The organism is Treponema zioleckii (assembly GCF_014737315.1).
In the GTDB taxonomy this organism is placed as follows: Bacteria; Spirochaetota; Spirochaetia; order Treponematales; family Treponemataceae; genus Treponema_D; species Treponema_D zioleckii.
On the sequence record NZ_JPUF01000020.1, the window covers coordinates 1 to 14991 of the forward strand.

Sequence of the window (14991 nt, forward strand, 5' to 3'; positions counted from 1 at the left end):
ATCCGCCCACCAAAGCGAAAGTTTTGCTTTGCAAAAGTTTCGGGAACCGCACAATCCAACTTAAATTTCAAAAGTCAACTTGCAACGGTTCCTTTTAAAACTATCTACAGATTTTGTTTACAATTCGGATTTGAGGGTATATAATTTGTCTTATGGCAGATTTATTAACTGATGCAGAATTTGATATGTTCCGTAAAGTCATTTATGACAAATCTGGAATCACATTTTCCGCTACAAACCGTTCTATACTTGATAGTCGCTTAAAAGAAAAGCTTCGTGAAAAGCAGCTCGGCTCCTTAGAGGAGTACTATCGTCTCATTATGTCAAACGAAGAGGAAATGAAGACGATGCTGGATTCCGTCACGACTAACTTGACGAGATTCTTTAGAAATCAGCCGCATTTTGATGCTCTCATAAATTACGTAATTCCTCATGTTCTTGAAAATAAAAAAAAGACTGGAGAAACAACAGTAAGAATTTGGAGTGCTGGTTGTTCGACTGGCGAAGAGCCTTATACAATTGCAATGATTTTGCAGGATATTCTTCCGCCGCCGTTTAAATTCCAGATTACGGCTTCTGATATTTCCTTAAAATCCTTAATGGTTGGTCAGCAGGGATTCTATCCAGAGTCAAGAATTTCTGGAATCCCGCAAAAATATTTGGACAGATATTTTACCAAAACCGATAAAGGATATCAGGTTACTAGTCAATTGATGTCTACTATAAAATTTGACTATCATAATCTGCGAAACGATTCTGGTGCAAGGAATCTTGATGTTGTATTCTGCCGAAACGTTTTGATTTATTTTGATGAGGCTGCTCAGAAAGCAACGATTGACCGATTCTGGAATTCGATGGCTCCTCATTCTTATCTTTTCATTGGGCACTCAGAGTCATTGTTTGGTATGGACACTAAATTTGAGTTCTTAAAGACGGACTGGGCTTGTCTTTATCAAAAAAATCTTTAGCCCTGAGTTCTAAAAAATTATTGAAAAATATTGCGAATATAGATGGCACTTGCGGGCTTTATTGTGTCAGCAAGTGCCATGTTTTTATATAAAGGTTTGCTTTCTTGTTGCTTGAATGTGGACTGTAAAAGGGAGGCTTTGAAATGTTAGATGGCAATGTAAACGGAAAAGAGGATATTTCGGTTCTTATTTGTGATGATTCCGCTTTGATGCGCAACTTGATTTCCCGCGTAATCGACGGTACCGAAGGAATGCACATTGTAGGAAAGGCCATGAACGGTCAGTTCCTCATTGATAAGATACCGTTGCTGAATCCTGATGTAATTATTCTTGATATTGAAATGCCAGTTATGAACGGTATTGAATTCTTAAAATACCGTAAAGAAAATCGAATTGACATTCCTGTAATCATCCTTTCAAGTATTGCAGAAAAAGGTGCTGCCGTTACTATGCAGTGTCTTGAGCTTGGTGCTGCCGATTTTATTACAAAACCGAACGGTTCTGTTTCTGCAGATATTAGTTCTGTTTCTGACACGCTCGTAGAGATGATTGCTTCGTATGGTGGTTCTTATGCGCGCCGTAAGCATCATAAAAATGTTTACGGAGAAGAATTTTTCCTTCATATCGTTTCTGACCGCGCAGAAGACCGAACAATCAGTAAAAAACTTGCGACTGTTATGGGCGAGGACAAGGCCAAGAAATTCCTTGAGTCTCAGCATCATGCGGCTCCTTCCGCTTCTTCTACTTTTGATCGCCCGCGATTTGATTTTAGCGCGCCTTCAAAACCGAAAGAGCCTGCTACGATTACGCCACTTCGTGAGCCTGGCCGAATCGAGGTTATCGCGATTGGAATTTCAACGGGAGGTCCTAATGCGCTTCGTGAAGTGTTCAAAAACATTGATCCGCACTTAAAACAGCCGATTCTTGTAGTTCAGCACATGCCTGCCGGATTTACAAAAGAGTTTGCGGGCAGTTTGAATAAGATTTGTGCGCTGTCTATAAAAGAAGCCGAAGATGGTGAGCCGATTGAGGATGGACACGTTTATATCGCTCCTGGAAACTATCATATTCTTGTTGAGCGCGGTGGGCTTGGAAAGAATGTCATCAGGCTTTCTCAGGAGCCTCAGAGAAACGGTCACAGACCTTCTGCCGACGTGCTTTTTGAGTCCGTCGCAAAGATTTACCAAAACAAGGCTCTTGGCGTAATTATGACAGGAATGGGTAAAGACGGTGCCGTGGAACTTGCAGAAATGCGAAAACAAGGCGCATGGACTTTGGGGCAGGATGAAAAATCTTCGATTGTTTACGGAATGCCTCGCGTTGCGTTCGAGCTTGGCGGTGTTCAAAAGCAAGTTAGCCTAGAAAATATGGCTGACGAAATTAGCAAAGCTGCCCGTGAGCATTTGAATTCATAAAATAAAGCGAAAAGCACCTTTTTGTAGCCTAAAAACGGCTGCGGAAAGGTGTTTTTTTATAGCACGCTTACTATTTCTGGTTTTGAAAGATTTAACGTGCTTCTGCTTAGAATAAAGACGATTAGCGATGAAAATAGAAAAAATCCTAACACGCAAACGAACCGACCTGTGTCGGAAAATCCAATTTTTAATTCACGGTGAATTTCCGGCGCAAAAAAGTAGCCAATAACCGAACTGACAATCGGGATGAGTAGCGAAAGAAATCCTTGAAAAAAATATTGGTACAGCGAGGGTTTTAGCTGAACTATGCAGCCTTCCTGGATTTGGATTCCGATTTTGTTCAGGACTTTGAACGGTTTTCCCTGTCGCGCGCACGAGTAAGTGCAATTGCTGCAAGCACTTGTAATCATCTGCACGGCATAGATTGTGCTTGTTTTTGAGTTCGTTGGTTTTTCGATTTTTACTATTTTTGCAAATTTATGCATTCTGTTTTCCGCTCTCTGAAACGTTTTTCATCTGCTCGATAATTTGGCGTTTTCCCACTTCATTTCCGAGTTCGTCGTAGGTGTCGCGCAGATTGTAAAGGGCATCGTAGTAATACGGATTGATTGTGATTGCGTGTTCAAAAGAATCAGCCGCCATTTCGTAATCATCCTGATTAAAAAAAATTACTCCAAGTGTGTTCCAAATATGGGCATTCATAAAATTTAGGCTAAGCCCTTCCTTGCAGTAGTAAAGGGCCTGTTCAATATCTCCGAGTGAAAAATAAACCAGAGCGATTGTCTCGATTACATCCTCATCTTCATCATTTATTTTATTTGCCTGCAAGAGTGCCGAAATTGATTCTTCGAGTTTTCCGGCATCGCGGTAAATAACGCCCAGATTGAACCAAAGAAGATAGTTGTATTTTTCGATTTCGATAGCTTTTTTTAAACAGGCAATCGCTTCGTCATATTCGCCACGGGATGCAAATTCAAAAGCCTGCCTGTTAAGTTTTTCTGGGGATTCTTCCATAATCTTCCTTTCAGTTTTTCAAAGTTGGCTTATTTTTTTGGAGCTTGCATTGAAGCAAAAAGTTCGTTTATGAGCGTTGCGCTTTCGCATTCGCCGTTGCCAAAAAAATCTGCCAGTTCGGAAGTTTTGTTGTGAATAATCATCACTCCGTAGCCTTTTGCCTTTTCAATCGCCCCGCTTTTTGTAAGAAGCTCGATACATTCTTCCACCGCAGGAGATTCGATTCCTTCTTTTTTGGCCTGTGCAAAATATTTGCAGATTACCTGAACGTCTTCTTTGTGGTCTTTTAGGTGCAAAAGGACAGGAAGACTTTTTTTGCCTTCAACAATGTCGTCTCCGCGTTTTTTTCCAGGATTTCCCGTTGTAAGGTTTGTAACGTCATCAAGAATTTGAAATCCTGTTCCAATGTCTTCGGCGATTTTTCCGCATTCATCGGCTTCTTGGGCAGTTCCGCCGCCCGCAAGAATTCCGGCTTTTACAGCGAGCCGTGCCAGCGTTCCTGTTTTATTTCTGACCATTGCGGTGTATTCTTCCTGATTCGGAATCAAATCCGCGTTTCGGTGCCAAAGAATGTCCATTGCCTGACCAAGGTGAAGTCTTCGGAGTTCCGTTGTAAAAAGCGTGTAGAATGTATTTTTGATTTTTGCTTTTTCTTCTTCCGTGCCTTCCAGCGGCAGATTTTCGATGCAGGCTGTTGCCTGAAAATAAAGCCACGAAGCTGCGTTTAGGGCAACGTCCAGTCCGTAGGAAAGATGTGCGGCCGGTTTTCCGCGCCGCGTGTCAGCGTTGTCTTCTATGTCATCGTGGATAAGGCTCGCGGTATGGGCAAATTCTACGAGCGGAGTGAGCGCGTAGGCGATTTCGCTTGAAGGCCTTTTTTTTGCGTCTGCGGCAAGTTCCGCACACAAAACCATGAGAAGAGGGCGCCAGCGTTTTCCGCCGAGAGAAACTAAAGTCTTGCAAGGTTTTATTAGGTTTGCAAAATGCGCGTCTTTTACGCAACTGTCAATGCTTCCGAACGAAAGGTTTTTCCATTCATCATTTGAGTTTTCTGGAAGAAATTGGTTTAGTGCTGATTCTATTTTTTCAAGTCTTGTCTGAAATTTGCTATTCATAAAAACTATTATAATGTAGAATTTTTGACTTTTCCATAACTATCTGCGACCAAGCACCTAAATCAGTTTGCAGATTTTTATACTGATTAAAAAACCTCGAAATTTGACCTAGGGATATATCAGCGTTCAATTTGCATTTGAAATCTGAATTTTACTTTTCGGAAATCAAAAAAAATTGTAGTATTTTTATGAAAATTATGAAAAAAATCTTTTTTCCGTTTTTGATTTTGTTTCTTGCTTTTCCGGCGTTCGCTTTTGATTGTTCTAAATTTTTTGAAAAACAATTCGTTCAGTTCGAATATTCATATTTTGCGGATTATGGAATTGAAGGAAATTCAGTGCTTTTTTCTGGAAATTATGGCATTTTTGGTGAAAATTATGATTTAAAAACCGGCATGCAGTTTTATGACGATGCTTTTGATTTTTCGCTCGGAGGAAATTATTTTTCTGCCAAAAAACTTAACTGGCGAAAAGCTCATAAAACTGTTCGACTTGGGCTTGGCGGAGTTTATCATTTTCAGGCGTACAAAAATATTTGCTCGGAGAATGATTTTTTGCTCGAAGCTGCGCTGGATTTTGTTCATGATTCTGGATTCAGGTTTACTTTTAAGCTGGGAGACGGATTTAAAATCTCGAACGTTTATGCACTCAATTCAGATTCCGGCTTGATAACTGACAATACGCTTTCTACGGTGATTCGTTTTTATAAAAAATGGCAGAGCGGCTGGGAAGCGTATTTTGAAACAGCATCGCACGATTTTTTTCGCTACCCGCTTTTTATGTCGCCCCAGCATGTGTTTGGCGTTGCCTATTATATAGAAGATTCTGTGCGTGTCGGCTTGGATTTTAAGCTTCGCATTTTTGACGAAATCATTACGGCTCCTATGGTCAGTTCGTTCGTAACAGCGATTTCTGTGGGATATTATTTTTGAAAAGCAAGTTTTAAGGAAAAATGAAAAAGTTATTTTTATTCAATCTGATTTTTTTGATTCTGATTCTTTATTCGTCTTGCTCGTTCGGCGCGTATTTTTTGCTTTTTGACGAGGATAATGTTGACACTCGTGCCGCGAGCGTTGAAAAACTTTCGGATTCACAATTGCCTTCGGTTTCGTTCGGAAACGTGTACAGCGGCGTTTTGATTACGGATGTTCATTTTGGAGCGCAGGAAAACGAGTGTGAAAAATTCCTTTCGTGGATTTCAGCTCAGTTTGAAAACGAAGATTCAACTTTGCGCCCGCGTTTTATTTTGTGTCTTGGCGATATTGCGAATTCCGGAAGTTCCAAAGAATATGATGAATTCAATTCTTTTTGCGAAGCCGTAAGAAAACTTGCCAGCGAAAAAATCGGGGATTCTGATTTTAAGATTTACTCGACAATCGGAAATCACGATTTGTACAATAATGGCTGGTCGAATTACAAGAAACAGGTTTTTCCGTATAAAACTGCGTATTATTTTGATTCGTCCAACTTTTCGCTCGGAAATTTTTCGTTTTATTTTTTGGATTCGGCGAACGGAACTTTTGGCGAGAAGCAGCGCGAGTCTTTTGCGAGTGTTGTAAAAAATGACCCGAATGCAAAAATCGTCTGCACGCATTATCCGATTTACGCTGGTGGCAACGCATTGATGACGATTCAGAACACGATGGAGCGGGCCACGTTTTTGACGATTTTTAAGAAAAACAACGTAAAGCAAGTTTTTGAAGGGCACGCCCACAGAACTTACGGCTTTGATTACAGCACGTTCAGGGAAGACGTGACCGCAAGCTTTGTAAGAAGATACACCTGGCGTCTCTTTACGGTTGACGAAGTGAATAAAACTGTGCATTCAACCGTGATTGAAAAGGAATAAGTTTTCTTTCTAAAAAATCTTAATAGCAGTCCCGTTTGTAAATGAGTTTGAGTTGCTTGCGGGAAGCGCCCAAAATCAACTTTCAGATTTGGAGTGGACTTTTCGCATTTTTACATGGTTTCTCGCGGTGCGCGAGAAACAAAATTTCCTTTACGAAACGTGGCTTTCCTTGTCGCCTCGTTTTGTGAGCCCCTGCAAGAGCGCCCACCAAAGCGCGAGTTTTTGGAAACGCGAAAAGCGGATTTTATGTTTTTTAAGCCAACCTGTACGTTTCCGAAAAGTCGCGGGAAACGCCAAAAATCAAGTTTCAGATTTGGAGTGGACTTTTCGCATTTTTACATGGTTTCTCGCGGTGCGCGAGAAACAAAACTTCCTTCACGAAACGTGGCTTTCCTTGTCGCCACGTTTTGTGAGCCCCTGCAAGCCGTCCTACCAAAGCGCGAGTTTTTGGAAACGCGAAAAGCGGATTTTATGGTTTTCAAACCAACCTGTGCGTTTCCGAAAACTCACGGGAAGCGCCCAAAATCACTTTCAGATTTAGAGTGAACTTGCGGCGCTTCCCTTTGCTCCCACACCACGTCCACCATGCGGTTCTCGATGTTCGGAATTCGCTGGAAGGTAAGGCACGTCGGTTTGTGAATCATAATTCCCTTGTTTTTGCTGGCGTATCCAACGATTGGGTCGCCTGGCTGCGGATGACAGCAACCTGCAAGCGTAAAGAGAACGTTTTTCGTGTTGTCGATTCGTACCTTTCCCGTAAAAAGTGAACTCTGAATGATTTCTGGGGAAACGCCTTTTTTTGAGCGGATTTTTCGTCTTTTTTCATCCTGAATCAGCTTTGACTTTTCGTTGTTTGCCGCTATGTCCGCCGCCCGTTGCATTTCTGCAGCTTTGTCCACAAAATTCGGGTCGTTCGCAATGAGCCAAGAGTGAATTTTTTGGCGGGCCTTTGAAGTTTTTACGATTTTTAGCTGATTTTCCGTCGGGTGCGCCTGTGGATTCGTAAGAATTTCGATAATTTCGGTATTTTTTAGCGGCACCGTAATCGGAATGATTTTTCCATCGGCCTTTGCGCCAACGATTTTCTCGCCGACCGCAGAGTGAACCTGATATGCAAAGTCAATCGCACACGCCCCGGCCGGAAGCTGAATAACGTCGCCGTTCGGAGTGAAGACAAAAATCTCGTCGCCCAAAATTTCGTCTTTGAGCTGGGCAAAAAATGCCTCGTTCGTAAGATTGTCGTTTTTGAGATTCTGGAGCTGATTGAAGATGCCTAAAGAATTCACATCAACAACGTCGTGATTCATGCCTTTTTTGTAAAGCCAGTGCGAAGCCACACCGTGCTCGGCCATGTCGTGCATCGCTTTTGTTCGAATCTGAATTTCAAGCGGTTTTCCTTCGCACACGACCGTGGTGTGCAGAGACTGATATCCGTTTGCTTTCGGCATTGCAATATAATCCTTAAAACGCCCGTCCATCGGCTTCCAAAGTCCGTGAACGATTCCAATCAGCGAGTAACATTCTGAAGTTCTGTTGCAGATGATTCTGAGCGCGAACAAGTCGTAAAGTTCGTCCGCTCCTTTGTTTCGCTTTCGCATTTTTTGATAAATCGAATAAAAATGCTTTGCCCGGCTCGAAATAGAAACGTTTAGCCCGATTTTTTCCGCCTCGTTTTTTATCGCATTAACGGCTTTTTCAAGATAAGCCGCGCGTTCGTCTTTTTTTTGCGCGACGATTTTTTTTATCTGCTGAAAAACGTCCGGGTTCGCATATTTTAGGCTCAAATCCTCAAGCTCGCTTTTTACGGACTGCATACCGAGCCTGTCTGCGAGCGGTGCCCAAATGTCGATTACTTCGTTTGCCACGAGACGCTGTTTTTTTTCGTCAATGTTTTTTAAGTTTCTCATGCGGTCAAGCCTGTCCGCAAGTTGCACGAGAATTACGCGAACGTCCTCGATCATTGCGAAGAGCATCTTTCGGATTGAGTCTGCCTGCTGAATCGTCTTTGAGTTGATTTTTAGGGAGTTGATTTTTGACGTGTCTTTTACGATTCGGTTTACGGCAGAACCAAACTGGCTTTCAATGTCAGTTTCCAAAACTCCGTCCACAGAATAAATTGAATGCAAAAGTCCGCAAATCACGCTGTCAATGTCAAGATTTGTGTCCGCAAGCAAAGCTGCTACACGCATTGGATGAAGGATATAAGGACGACCGCAGCTGCGTTTTAAGTCCCCGGCTTTTTGATTCAAGTAGTGCCATGCTTTTGAGAATTTTGCTTTTTCGTCATCAGTGAATCTTGGAAAAGTTTCAAAAAACGCCTGCTCAAGAATGTCTGGATTGAATTCCGTATTGTTTGTCCTTACATCAAACTCCATTACCTGCCTCCCAAAATGAATTTTCCGATAGTATAGCAAATTTTAAGCATTTCAAAAAAGTCGTTTTTTATGAAAAATAGGGCAAAATCCGCAGAGCAGACCCTTGTTCGGGCTGCATAATCCTTGCAATTTGTTTTTTTCGAATTGAAAAATTTACTTCAATACGGTAATAATAAACTGTTACAATTTTTAGTCAAAAATAGGCTCATGTAAAAAAAATGTCTGTATTTTTATTTCCTCCAACGTATCTTTTTTGGCAGTTCCTGCTGTGAACAGGAATGCGAAGAATTCGGTATTTGAAAGTGCCAATAATACTGCGGAGTTTTATAATGAACGATGATAAATTCTATTCATGGATTTCTTTTGCGCTAGGATTCAGCGGGCTTTTAGGTTTTGTAAGCCTTTGCTGTTTTTTATGGGGCTACAAAAAAAACGGTATAAGTTTCGGAAATCCTCCCTACTTATATTTTCCTGCCGTAATAATAATTAGTTTTGTTTGCAATATTTGTGCATGGAAAAAAATCGCCATAAAGGGCTGGACTTCAAGATTCGGTTTTTTCTTTGGAATCCTGTCGCTTTTGCCGCTGGCCCTGTTTTTGATTTCCGTTATCCTTGTTTTGATAATAGGACCGTTTCTTTTTTTGTGGACTTCTTTCTTTTAAGCGAATCACTCTGCTGTAGCGCTTCGCTTTCGCTGACAAGATTCCGCTGTTTATGCTAAAATAAAAAATTATGAAAGTAATTGCAAAAAAGACACGACTTTTCGGAACTGTAACAGTTCCCGGCTCAAAATCTCATACGATTCGTGCGTTGCTTCTTGCCACATTGGCAGACGGCGTTTCTCATATAAAAAATCCACTTCCAAGTGCGGACTGTCTTTCTACGGCTGCTGCAGTGCCGTTGATAGGCTCTGGGGTTGACCTGAACCTTAGTACCGAAGGCGAACCCGGAACGGAATGGATTGTTGACGGTGCCGGAAAAAACATCCACTTGCCAGACGATGTTATCAACGTTGGAAATTCAGGTTCTCTTTTGTATTTTCTTTCTCCGATTTCTGGAGTTTTTACTGGAACGAGCGTTTTTACAGGTGATGCTTCAATCAGAAAGCGCCCTGTAAATCACGTGGTTGATGTTTTGAATCAGCTTGGTGCCGAATGTTTTGTTACCCGACCTGGCAAAAATGGTTGTCCGCTTGTGATTCGCGGGCCGATCACAAAAAATTACGTAAAAACGGAAGGCTCGGTTTCTAGCCAATATATTTCAGGCTTGATGATGGCTGGAATCTTGCTCAAAGACGGAATAAAAATCGAACTCACCAATCCAAAAGAAACTCCTTACCTTGTGATGACGCAAAAATGGCTTGAAAAAGTGGGCGTTGAAGTTTCAATCAGCGAGGATTTTAAGCACATCGAAGTTAAAGGCGCAAAAAGCCTAAAAGCGTTCGAAACTGTAATTCCGAGTGACTGGGAAGCGGTTGCGTTCCCATTGGTCGGTGCGATAATCAGCGACAGCGAAATTACGATTGACCACATTGACGGAAGCGGAACGCAAGGTGACGACGCGATTGTTGAAGTGTTAAAATCTGTTGGTGCGGACATTGAATGGAATAAAACTGATGAACTTCTAAAAGTCCGTGGCGGAAAAAGACTTTCTACCGAAAATCTTCCGAACGGCGAGTTGCACGTGGCTCTCTCTCCGTTCCCGGATGCGGTTTGTGCGCTTGCTGTTGCCGCTTGCTTTATTGAAGGCACAACTGTTCTTGAGGATGCCGCAGTTTGCCGCCGAAAAGAGACTGACCGCTTAAAAGTTCTTAATGAAGAACTTACAAAACTCGGTGCAGAACTTGAAGAAGGCGAGGATTTCCTTAGAATTCACGGGCATTCTCCGATTCTTGCAGATGGAAGCAAAAATCCTGAATTCAGATTGCATGGCGGAAATGTTGAAAGTTACTTTGATCACCGAATGGCGATGAGTCTTAGTTGCATGGCGTTTGGGCTTCCTGAGGGCGAAAAAATCGTCGTGAACAATTCAGAGTGTTGCAGCGTAAGTTTCCCGCACTTTTATGAAGTGATGAATGGAATTAACGCAGGATTCGAAGCGGAGTAGTTTTATTTTGAAAGATATTTTGTTTCTTCTGGATTTTTCTGAGAGTGCTCAGAATAATTCAGATGAAATTTTTTACAAATTAAAGTTTTTTTTCTCTGAGATTCAAAAAAACAATAAAAAATCTAAAATCTCAAAGATTGCCTTTGCAAATCTTTCTGACCGGTCAAAAAACAGGGCAATTGATTTTATAAAGCTTGAAGATTTTGAGTTTCCTGAAAGCCTGCAAGAGCTTCCGGCGGCTGATTTTTCATCGGCAAGAACTTTTTTTGAAAACCGCGATAATTCTGCAAGCAGAAAAAACAATCGAAAATCTTCTATTTTAATTATAATTCTTTCTGAAAACAAAATTCAGAGCGTGCAGAATTTTATGGACTTATGCGCGTATAAAAGTTTTCTGCATAACCGAAAGTTCGTATGCGAGGTGGTGAGCAAAAAAAAGGCGCAGGGCGAACTTTATATTTTAAATCCCGATTTTAACGTCGTGCAGACTGATTTGGATTATTTAAAAGATTCTTTAAAATCTTCGCTAAAATTCTTGTATCCAAAAAAATCAAAAAAGTCATTTCTCAGAAAATCCATGGGCTTTATTTTGCGGAGTGCTTTTCTTGCGTTCGGCGTTGTGCTGTTTTTTCTTGCGATTACGATTGTTGGAAACGTCATAAAAGAAAAGCAGATGGCGATTGGAGTTGCTCCTGCGGTGATTTTTAAGGAAAATCCTGCAAAAAATCAGGCCGGAGACTCTGTTGAAGAAATCGAGACAAAGATTTTTAAGAAAATTGCGGATTTTAACGGCGAAGAGGCTTTTTTGCATTCAAAACGCATAAAAAACTCTCAGGAACAGAATTCTCGTGATGTGATTTTGCCGCTGCGGGAGGGAACGACCGTAGAGCTGGTTGATGAATACGAAAATTCGGCAAAAATCCGCTACCATGATTTTTTGGGTTACGTCGATAAAAAATTCCTCGCGGACGGCCAGGAGGAAGATTACAAAATTGAAGGCGCGATTTGTTCACTTGATTATGCCATTGCCTGCCTTAAATTCCCAAAACTTGTGACTGCAAATGCCGGCGAGTTGATTTTGAAGGCTAGCGAGGAAAATTCCGTTGGGGCGGTCTGGAAAGAAATCGAAATTTTGGAGGCGGCACCGAGTCCGGAAAATCAGGAAAAAATCGTTCCTCTGCTTAAAAAAATTGACGAAACTCTTGAAAGTGCCGAGGAAGTCGAAATCCGAAAATTGATAGAAAAATTTCAGTCGGCGATTCCTGAGTCAAAAATGTACGAAAATTATAAAGCCAGGCTCGAAAAGGCAGAATCCGATTTGAATGAGATTTTTGGCGGAGCTGCAAAACGCCTAAGCGAATATTATTTTTTGTCGGATATAAATCTTTCTTCAAAATATTATAAGCGTGCAATTGAATTTGGCGTTCAGCCCGACGGTGATTATATGTACAATCTTGCGACGGCTCTTTCTCTGACCGATGATGAAGGCGTTTTCTGGCTTACGCGGGCGAGCGAGGTTGGGCACCTTGAATCTACGATTTGCCTTGCGAAGCATTATTTTGACGAAAAAAATTATCTTTCGTCATTGGAATATTTTGAGCGTGCCGTGGAGCAAAATTACAAGGGCGCTTTGGCTCCGTATTTTGCGGCTATTTTGCTCACGGATTATTTGCACGATTCGGATTTGCAGCGGGCTTTGAATTATTTTGCACTCGCGGAGCAAGCCGACGACAACTCTGATGAATATTATTTAGCGTGCTACAGACTTGGTTTGTGTTACGAAAACGGAATCGGCGTTAAACCGAATAAAAAAACGGCTTTGCGCTATTACAAAAAGGCTCAGGAAAAAGTTCCCGAGGCCAAGCAGAGTGCGCAAAGCCTTAGCGGCTGGTTTTAAAAGCTTACCGCCAGATTGAAATGTCGAACGAACTTTCGGCGGCAGCTTCGGCGGAGTCTTCCAAAAGCGCGTACAAATCGATTCCAGTGCGCTTTTCAATTTCGTCGATTGAGATTGCAAAATCCCAGAATGATTTTCCTTTGCATTCGTTGTTCGGCAAGATGAATCCCAGGGCTGCAATCGATTTTGCATCTTCTGGCGAGTTTTTGTCTGTTTCGTCAGCGTAAAGCGGAATCAAAACGGCTTTATAATAATACTGCGGGATTACGACTTTGCTTTTTCCGATTGTCGCGTAATCTTTTGCATTTTTTTCGAGAATCGGACCTGAGACAACGTAAATCGTTCCGAATTTTTTTGCCCAAGTTCGGACTTGTGCTTCGAGCTGTTGCCAAATCCCGCGGTTGAATTGCGGGGCTTGCGGACTCATGTTGCTCATGTAAAAAGTTTCGCTCATCGCGCTTTTGTCAAAACTCATGTCGGCGGCCGGCGTTAAATGACCGCGGTCGTAGCCAGAGCCTTTGTAGTCGGCGAGAGTTGAGGAACAGGTAGTGATTTTTGGGTCGGGTCTAAAATCGTTCGTGCGGTCAGTGGTCTTTTTTAGCTCGTCTTTTGAGAGCTTGTAAGCTGACCATTCCGCCTGTTCGTAACTTTCCCTGTAGCAAAGTTCGTAATTTTTGAATTTTCGGCGTTCGTGGTCTTGAGCGTGTTTTTCTCCGGCGCAAATCGGATATTCAAGCTGGTCTGGCAATGCTATAAATCCGTCTTTCGCTGCGGGCGTGCTTTTTTGGCTGCCTGTGTTTTTGTCGGTCGAAAGCGGATTTTCGATTTTTATTTGCCCGTCTTCAAAACTGATTTTTCCTGTGCTTTTGCAATAAATAAGGAAAAGTCCTGCGAGAATCAAAAATATCAGCAAGAAGACGATGTTCGTTTGATTCCGGTTTGATTTCCGTCGTCTTGAAGTCTTCATTTTAGCCATTATTTCCTCCGGGTTAAAAATATTGGAACTTTCTCTGATTTTAAAACGGAAAACATCTTTTTTTCAATCCGACTTTTTGATAAAATCCTTTGCACCGAGGTTTTTTATTATGTCAAAAGTAGTATTTCCAGAAAACTATAAATCTCTCCTGAACAGCAGGGAGACAGAACATGCAATCGTTATGATTAAAGACTTTTTTCAGACTGAGCTTTCTACTGCGCTCAATCTTACGCGTGTAACAGCTCCGCTTTTTGTTGAGAGTGGAAAAGGTCTTAATGATGATTTGAACGGCGTTGAGAGGGCAGTTTCGTTTCCTGTAAAAGACATGAATGACACCAAAATGGAAATCGTTCATTCTCTCGCAAAATGGAAGCGCGTAAAAGTTACCGAAATGGGACTCTTGCCTGGTTTTGGAATCTACACTGATATGAATGCGATTCGTGCTGACGAGGAACTTGATAATATTCACTCGCTTTACGTTGACCAATGGGACTGGTGCGCTTGTATCGAAGAAAATGACCGCACCGTAATGTACTTAAAAGAAGTCGTAAAAAAAATCTATGCGTGCTTAAAGCGTCTGGAATTCTATATTTATGACCGATATGACCAAATAAAACCTTTTTTGCCGGAAGAAATCCATTTTATTTATGCGGAAGACCTCCAAAAAATGTATCCGACTTTAAGTCCGAAAGAGCGTGAAAATAAAATTTGTCAGGAATACGGTGCGGTTTTCCTCATCGGTATTGGCGGAAAACTTCCTGACGGCACGATTCACGACGGACGTGCGCCTGACTACGATGACTGGATTAGCGAGAGCGGAGACGGCCACAGAGGATTGAACGGTGACCTTCTCGTTTGGAATCCGGTTCTCAAAAGTTCTTACGAGCTTAGCTCAATGGGAATCCGTGTAAGCCCGGAGAGCCTTAAAGCACAGCTTGAAGAGCGTGGTTGTCCTGAGCGTGCAAATCTTGAATTCCACAAACGACTTTTGAACGGAGAACTTTCGTTTACGATGGGTGGCGGAATCGGGCAGAGCCGACTTTGTATGTTCTTCCTCCGAAAAGCCCACATCGGTGAGATTCAGGTTTCAATGTGGCCAGAACAAATGAAGAAAGACTGTGCCGCACACGGAATCCATCTTTTGTAATTCATAGGCTGATTGCGGTGGTTGGGGTTCGACTCCGCTCAACAACCAATAATATTTAGAGTTTGGTGGTTGAGCACTTCACAGCATAGCGATTTTCCGAAGCCACCTTCAGCCATGCCAAAAACCGAC

The 14991-nt window shown here is 42.0% G+C and carries 13 protein-coding genes; 8 read left to right on the top strand and 5 right to left on the bottom strand.

The genetic code is table 11. The features are described from left to right. Window positions 1-152: 152 nt before the first annotated feature. Together JI65_RS06810 and JI65_RS06815 are read left to right on the top strand one after the other, a co-directional pair. Window positions 153-968 carry a CheR family methyltransferase gene (locus tag JI65_RS06810; RefSeq protein ID WP_191014627.1) on the top strand — a complete coding sequence of 272 codons (816 nt, stop codon included), beginning with the start codon at window positions 153-155 and terminating at the stop codon, window positions 966-968. 143 nt (window positions 969-1111) lie between these two features. Next, on the top strand, window positions 1112-2383 hold the full coding sequence (locus JI65_RS06815; protein WP_191014628.1) for a protein-glutamate methylesterase/protein-glutamine glutaminase: 1272 nt from the start codon (window positions 1112-1114) through the stop codon (window positions 2381-2383). A gap of 56 nt (window positions 2384-2439) precedes the next feature. Here JI65_RS06815 and JI65_RS06820 read toward each other — a convergent pair whose 3' ends face one another. From JI65_RS06820 to JI65_RS06830, 3 genes are read right to left on the bottom strand one after another with little or no spacing between them, the layout of a single operon-like run. Further along, window positions 2440-2868: a SoxR reducing system RseC family protein gene (locus JI65_RS06820; protein WP_191014629.1), complete on the bottom strand. Its 429-nt coding sequence runs from the start codon at window positions 2866-2868 to the stop codon at window positions 2440-2442. Next, window positions 2861-3397, bottom strand: a complete 537-nt coding sequence (locus JI65_RS06825) for a tetratricopeptide repeat protein (protein ID WP_191014630.1) — start codon at window positions 3395-3397, stop codon at window positions 2861-2863. The genes JI65_RS06820 and JI65_RS06825 overlap by 8 nt, the downstream gene beginning before the upstream one ends. 29 nt (window positions 3398-3426) lie before the next feature. Continuing rightward, window positions 3427-4512 (bottom strand): polyprenyl synthetase family protein, encoded by a 1086-nt coding sequence (locus JI65_RS06830; RefSeq protein WP_191014631.1) that lies wholly within the window; start codon window positions 4510-4512, stop codon window positions 3427-3429. Between the two features lie 188 nt (window positions 4513-4700). Here JI65_RS06830 and JI65_RS06835 point away from each other — a divergent pair, with 188 nt between their 5' ends. Further along, window positions 4701-5444 carry a hypothetical protein gene (locus tag JI65_RS06835; RefSeq protein WP_191014632.1) on the top strand — a complete coding sequence of 248 codons (744 nt, stop codon included), beginning with the start codon at window positions 4701-4703 and terminating at the stop codon, window positions 5442-5444. A 20-nt stretch (window positions 5445-5464) separates the two neighbouring features. Further along, on the top strand, window positions 5465-6361 hold the full coding sequence (locus JI65_RS06840; RefSeq protein WP_191014633.1) for a metallophosphoesterase family protein: 897 nt from the start codon (window positions 5465-5467) through the stop codon (window positions 6359-6361). A 506-nt stretch (window positions 6362-6867) separates the two neighbouring features. On the opposite strand, the gene JI65_RS06845 is transcribed toward JI65_RS06840, so the two are convergent. Further along, window positions 6868-8736: a RelA/SpoT family protein gene (locus JI65_RS06845; RefSeq protein ID WP_191014634.1), complete on the bottom strand. Its 1869-nt coding sequence runs from the start codon at window positions 8734-8736 to the stop codon at window positions 6868-6870. Window positions 8737-9065: 329 nt separating this feature from the next. On the opposite strand from JI65_RS06845, the gene JI65_RS06850 reads away from it, so the two are divergent. The 3 genes from JI65_RS06850 to JI65_RS06860 all read left to right on the top strand — a co-directional run bounded on the left by JI65_RS06850 (window position 9066) and on the right by JI65_RS06860 (window position 12739). Beyond that, window positions 9066-9398: a hypothetical protein gene (locus JI65_RS06850; RefSeq protein ID WP_191014635.1), complete on the top strand. Its 333-nt coding sequence runs from the start codon at window positions 9066-9068 to the stop codon at window positions 9396-9398. Between the two features lie 70 nt (window positions 9399-9468). Beyond that, entirely contained in the window at window positions 9469-10842 is a 1374-nt protein-coding gene (gene aroA, locus JI65_RS06855) for a 3-phosphoshikimate 1-carboxyvinyltransferase (RefSeq protein WP_191014636.1), read from the top strand. 7 nt (window positions 10843-10849) lie between these two features. After that, window positions 10850-12739: a tetratricopeptide repeat protein gene (locus JI65_RS06860; protein ID WP_191014637.1), complete on the top strand. Its 1890-nt coding sequence runs from the start codon at window positions 10850-10852 to the stop codon at window positions 12737-12739. 4 nt (window positions 12740-12743) lie between these two features. Here JI65_RS06860 and JI65_RS06865 read toward each other — a convergent pair whose 3' ends face one another. Then, on the bottom strand, window positions 12744-13715 hold the full coding sequence (locus JI65_RS06865) for a DNA/RNA non-specific endonuclease (RefSeq protein ID WP_242457187.1): 972 nt from the start codon (window positions 13713-13715) through the stop codon (window positions 12744-12746). A gap of 109 nt (window positions 13716-13824) precedes the next feature. On the opposite strand from JI65_RS06865, the gene asnA reads away from it, so the two are divergent. Then, on the top strand, window positions 13825-14862 hold the full coding sequence (gene asnA / locus JI65_RS06870) for an aspartate--ammonia ligase (protein WP_191014638.1): 1038 nt from the start codon (window positions 13825-13827) through the stop codon (window positions 14860-14862). Window positions 14863-14991 lie beyond the last annotated feature (129 nt).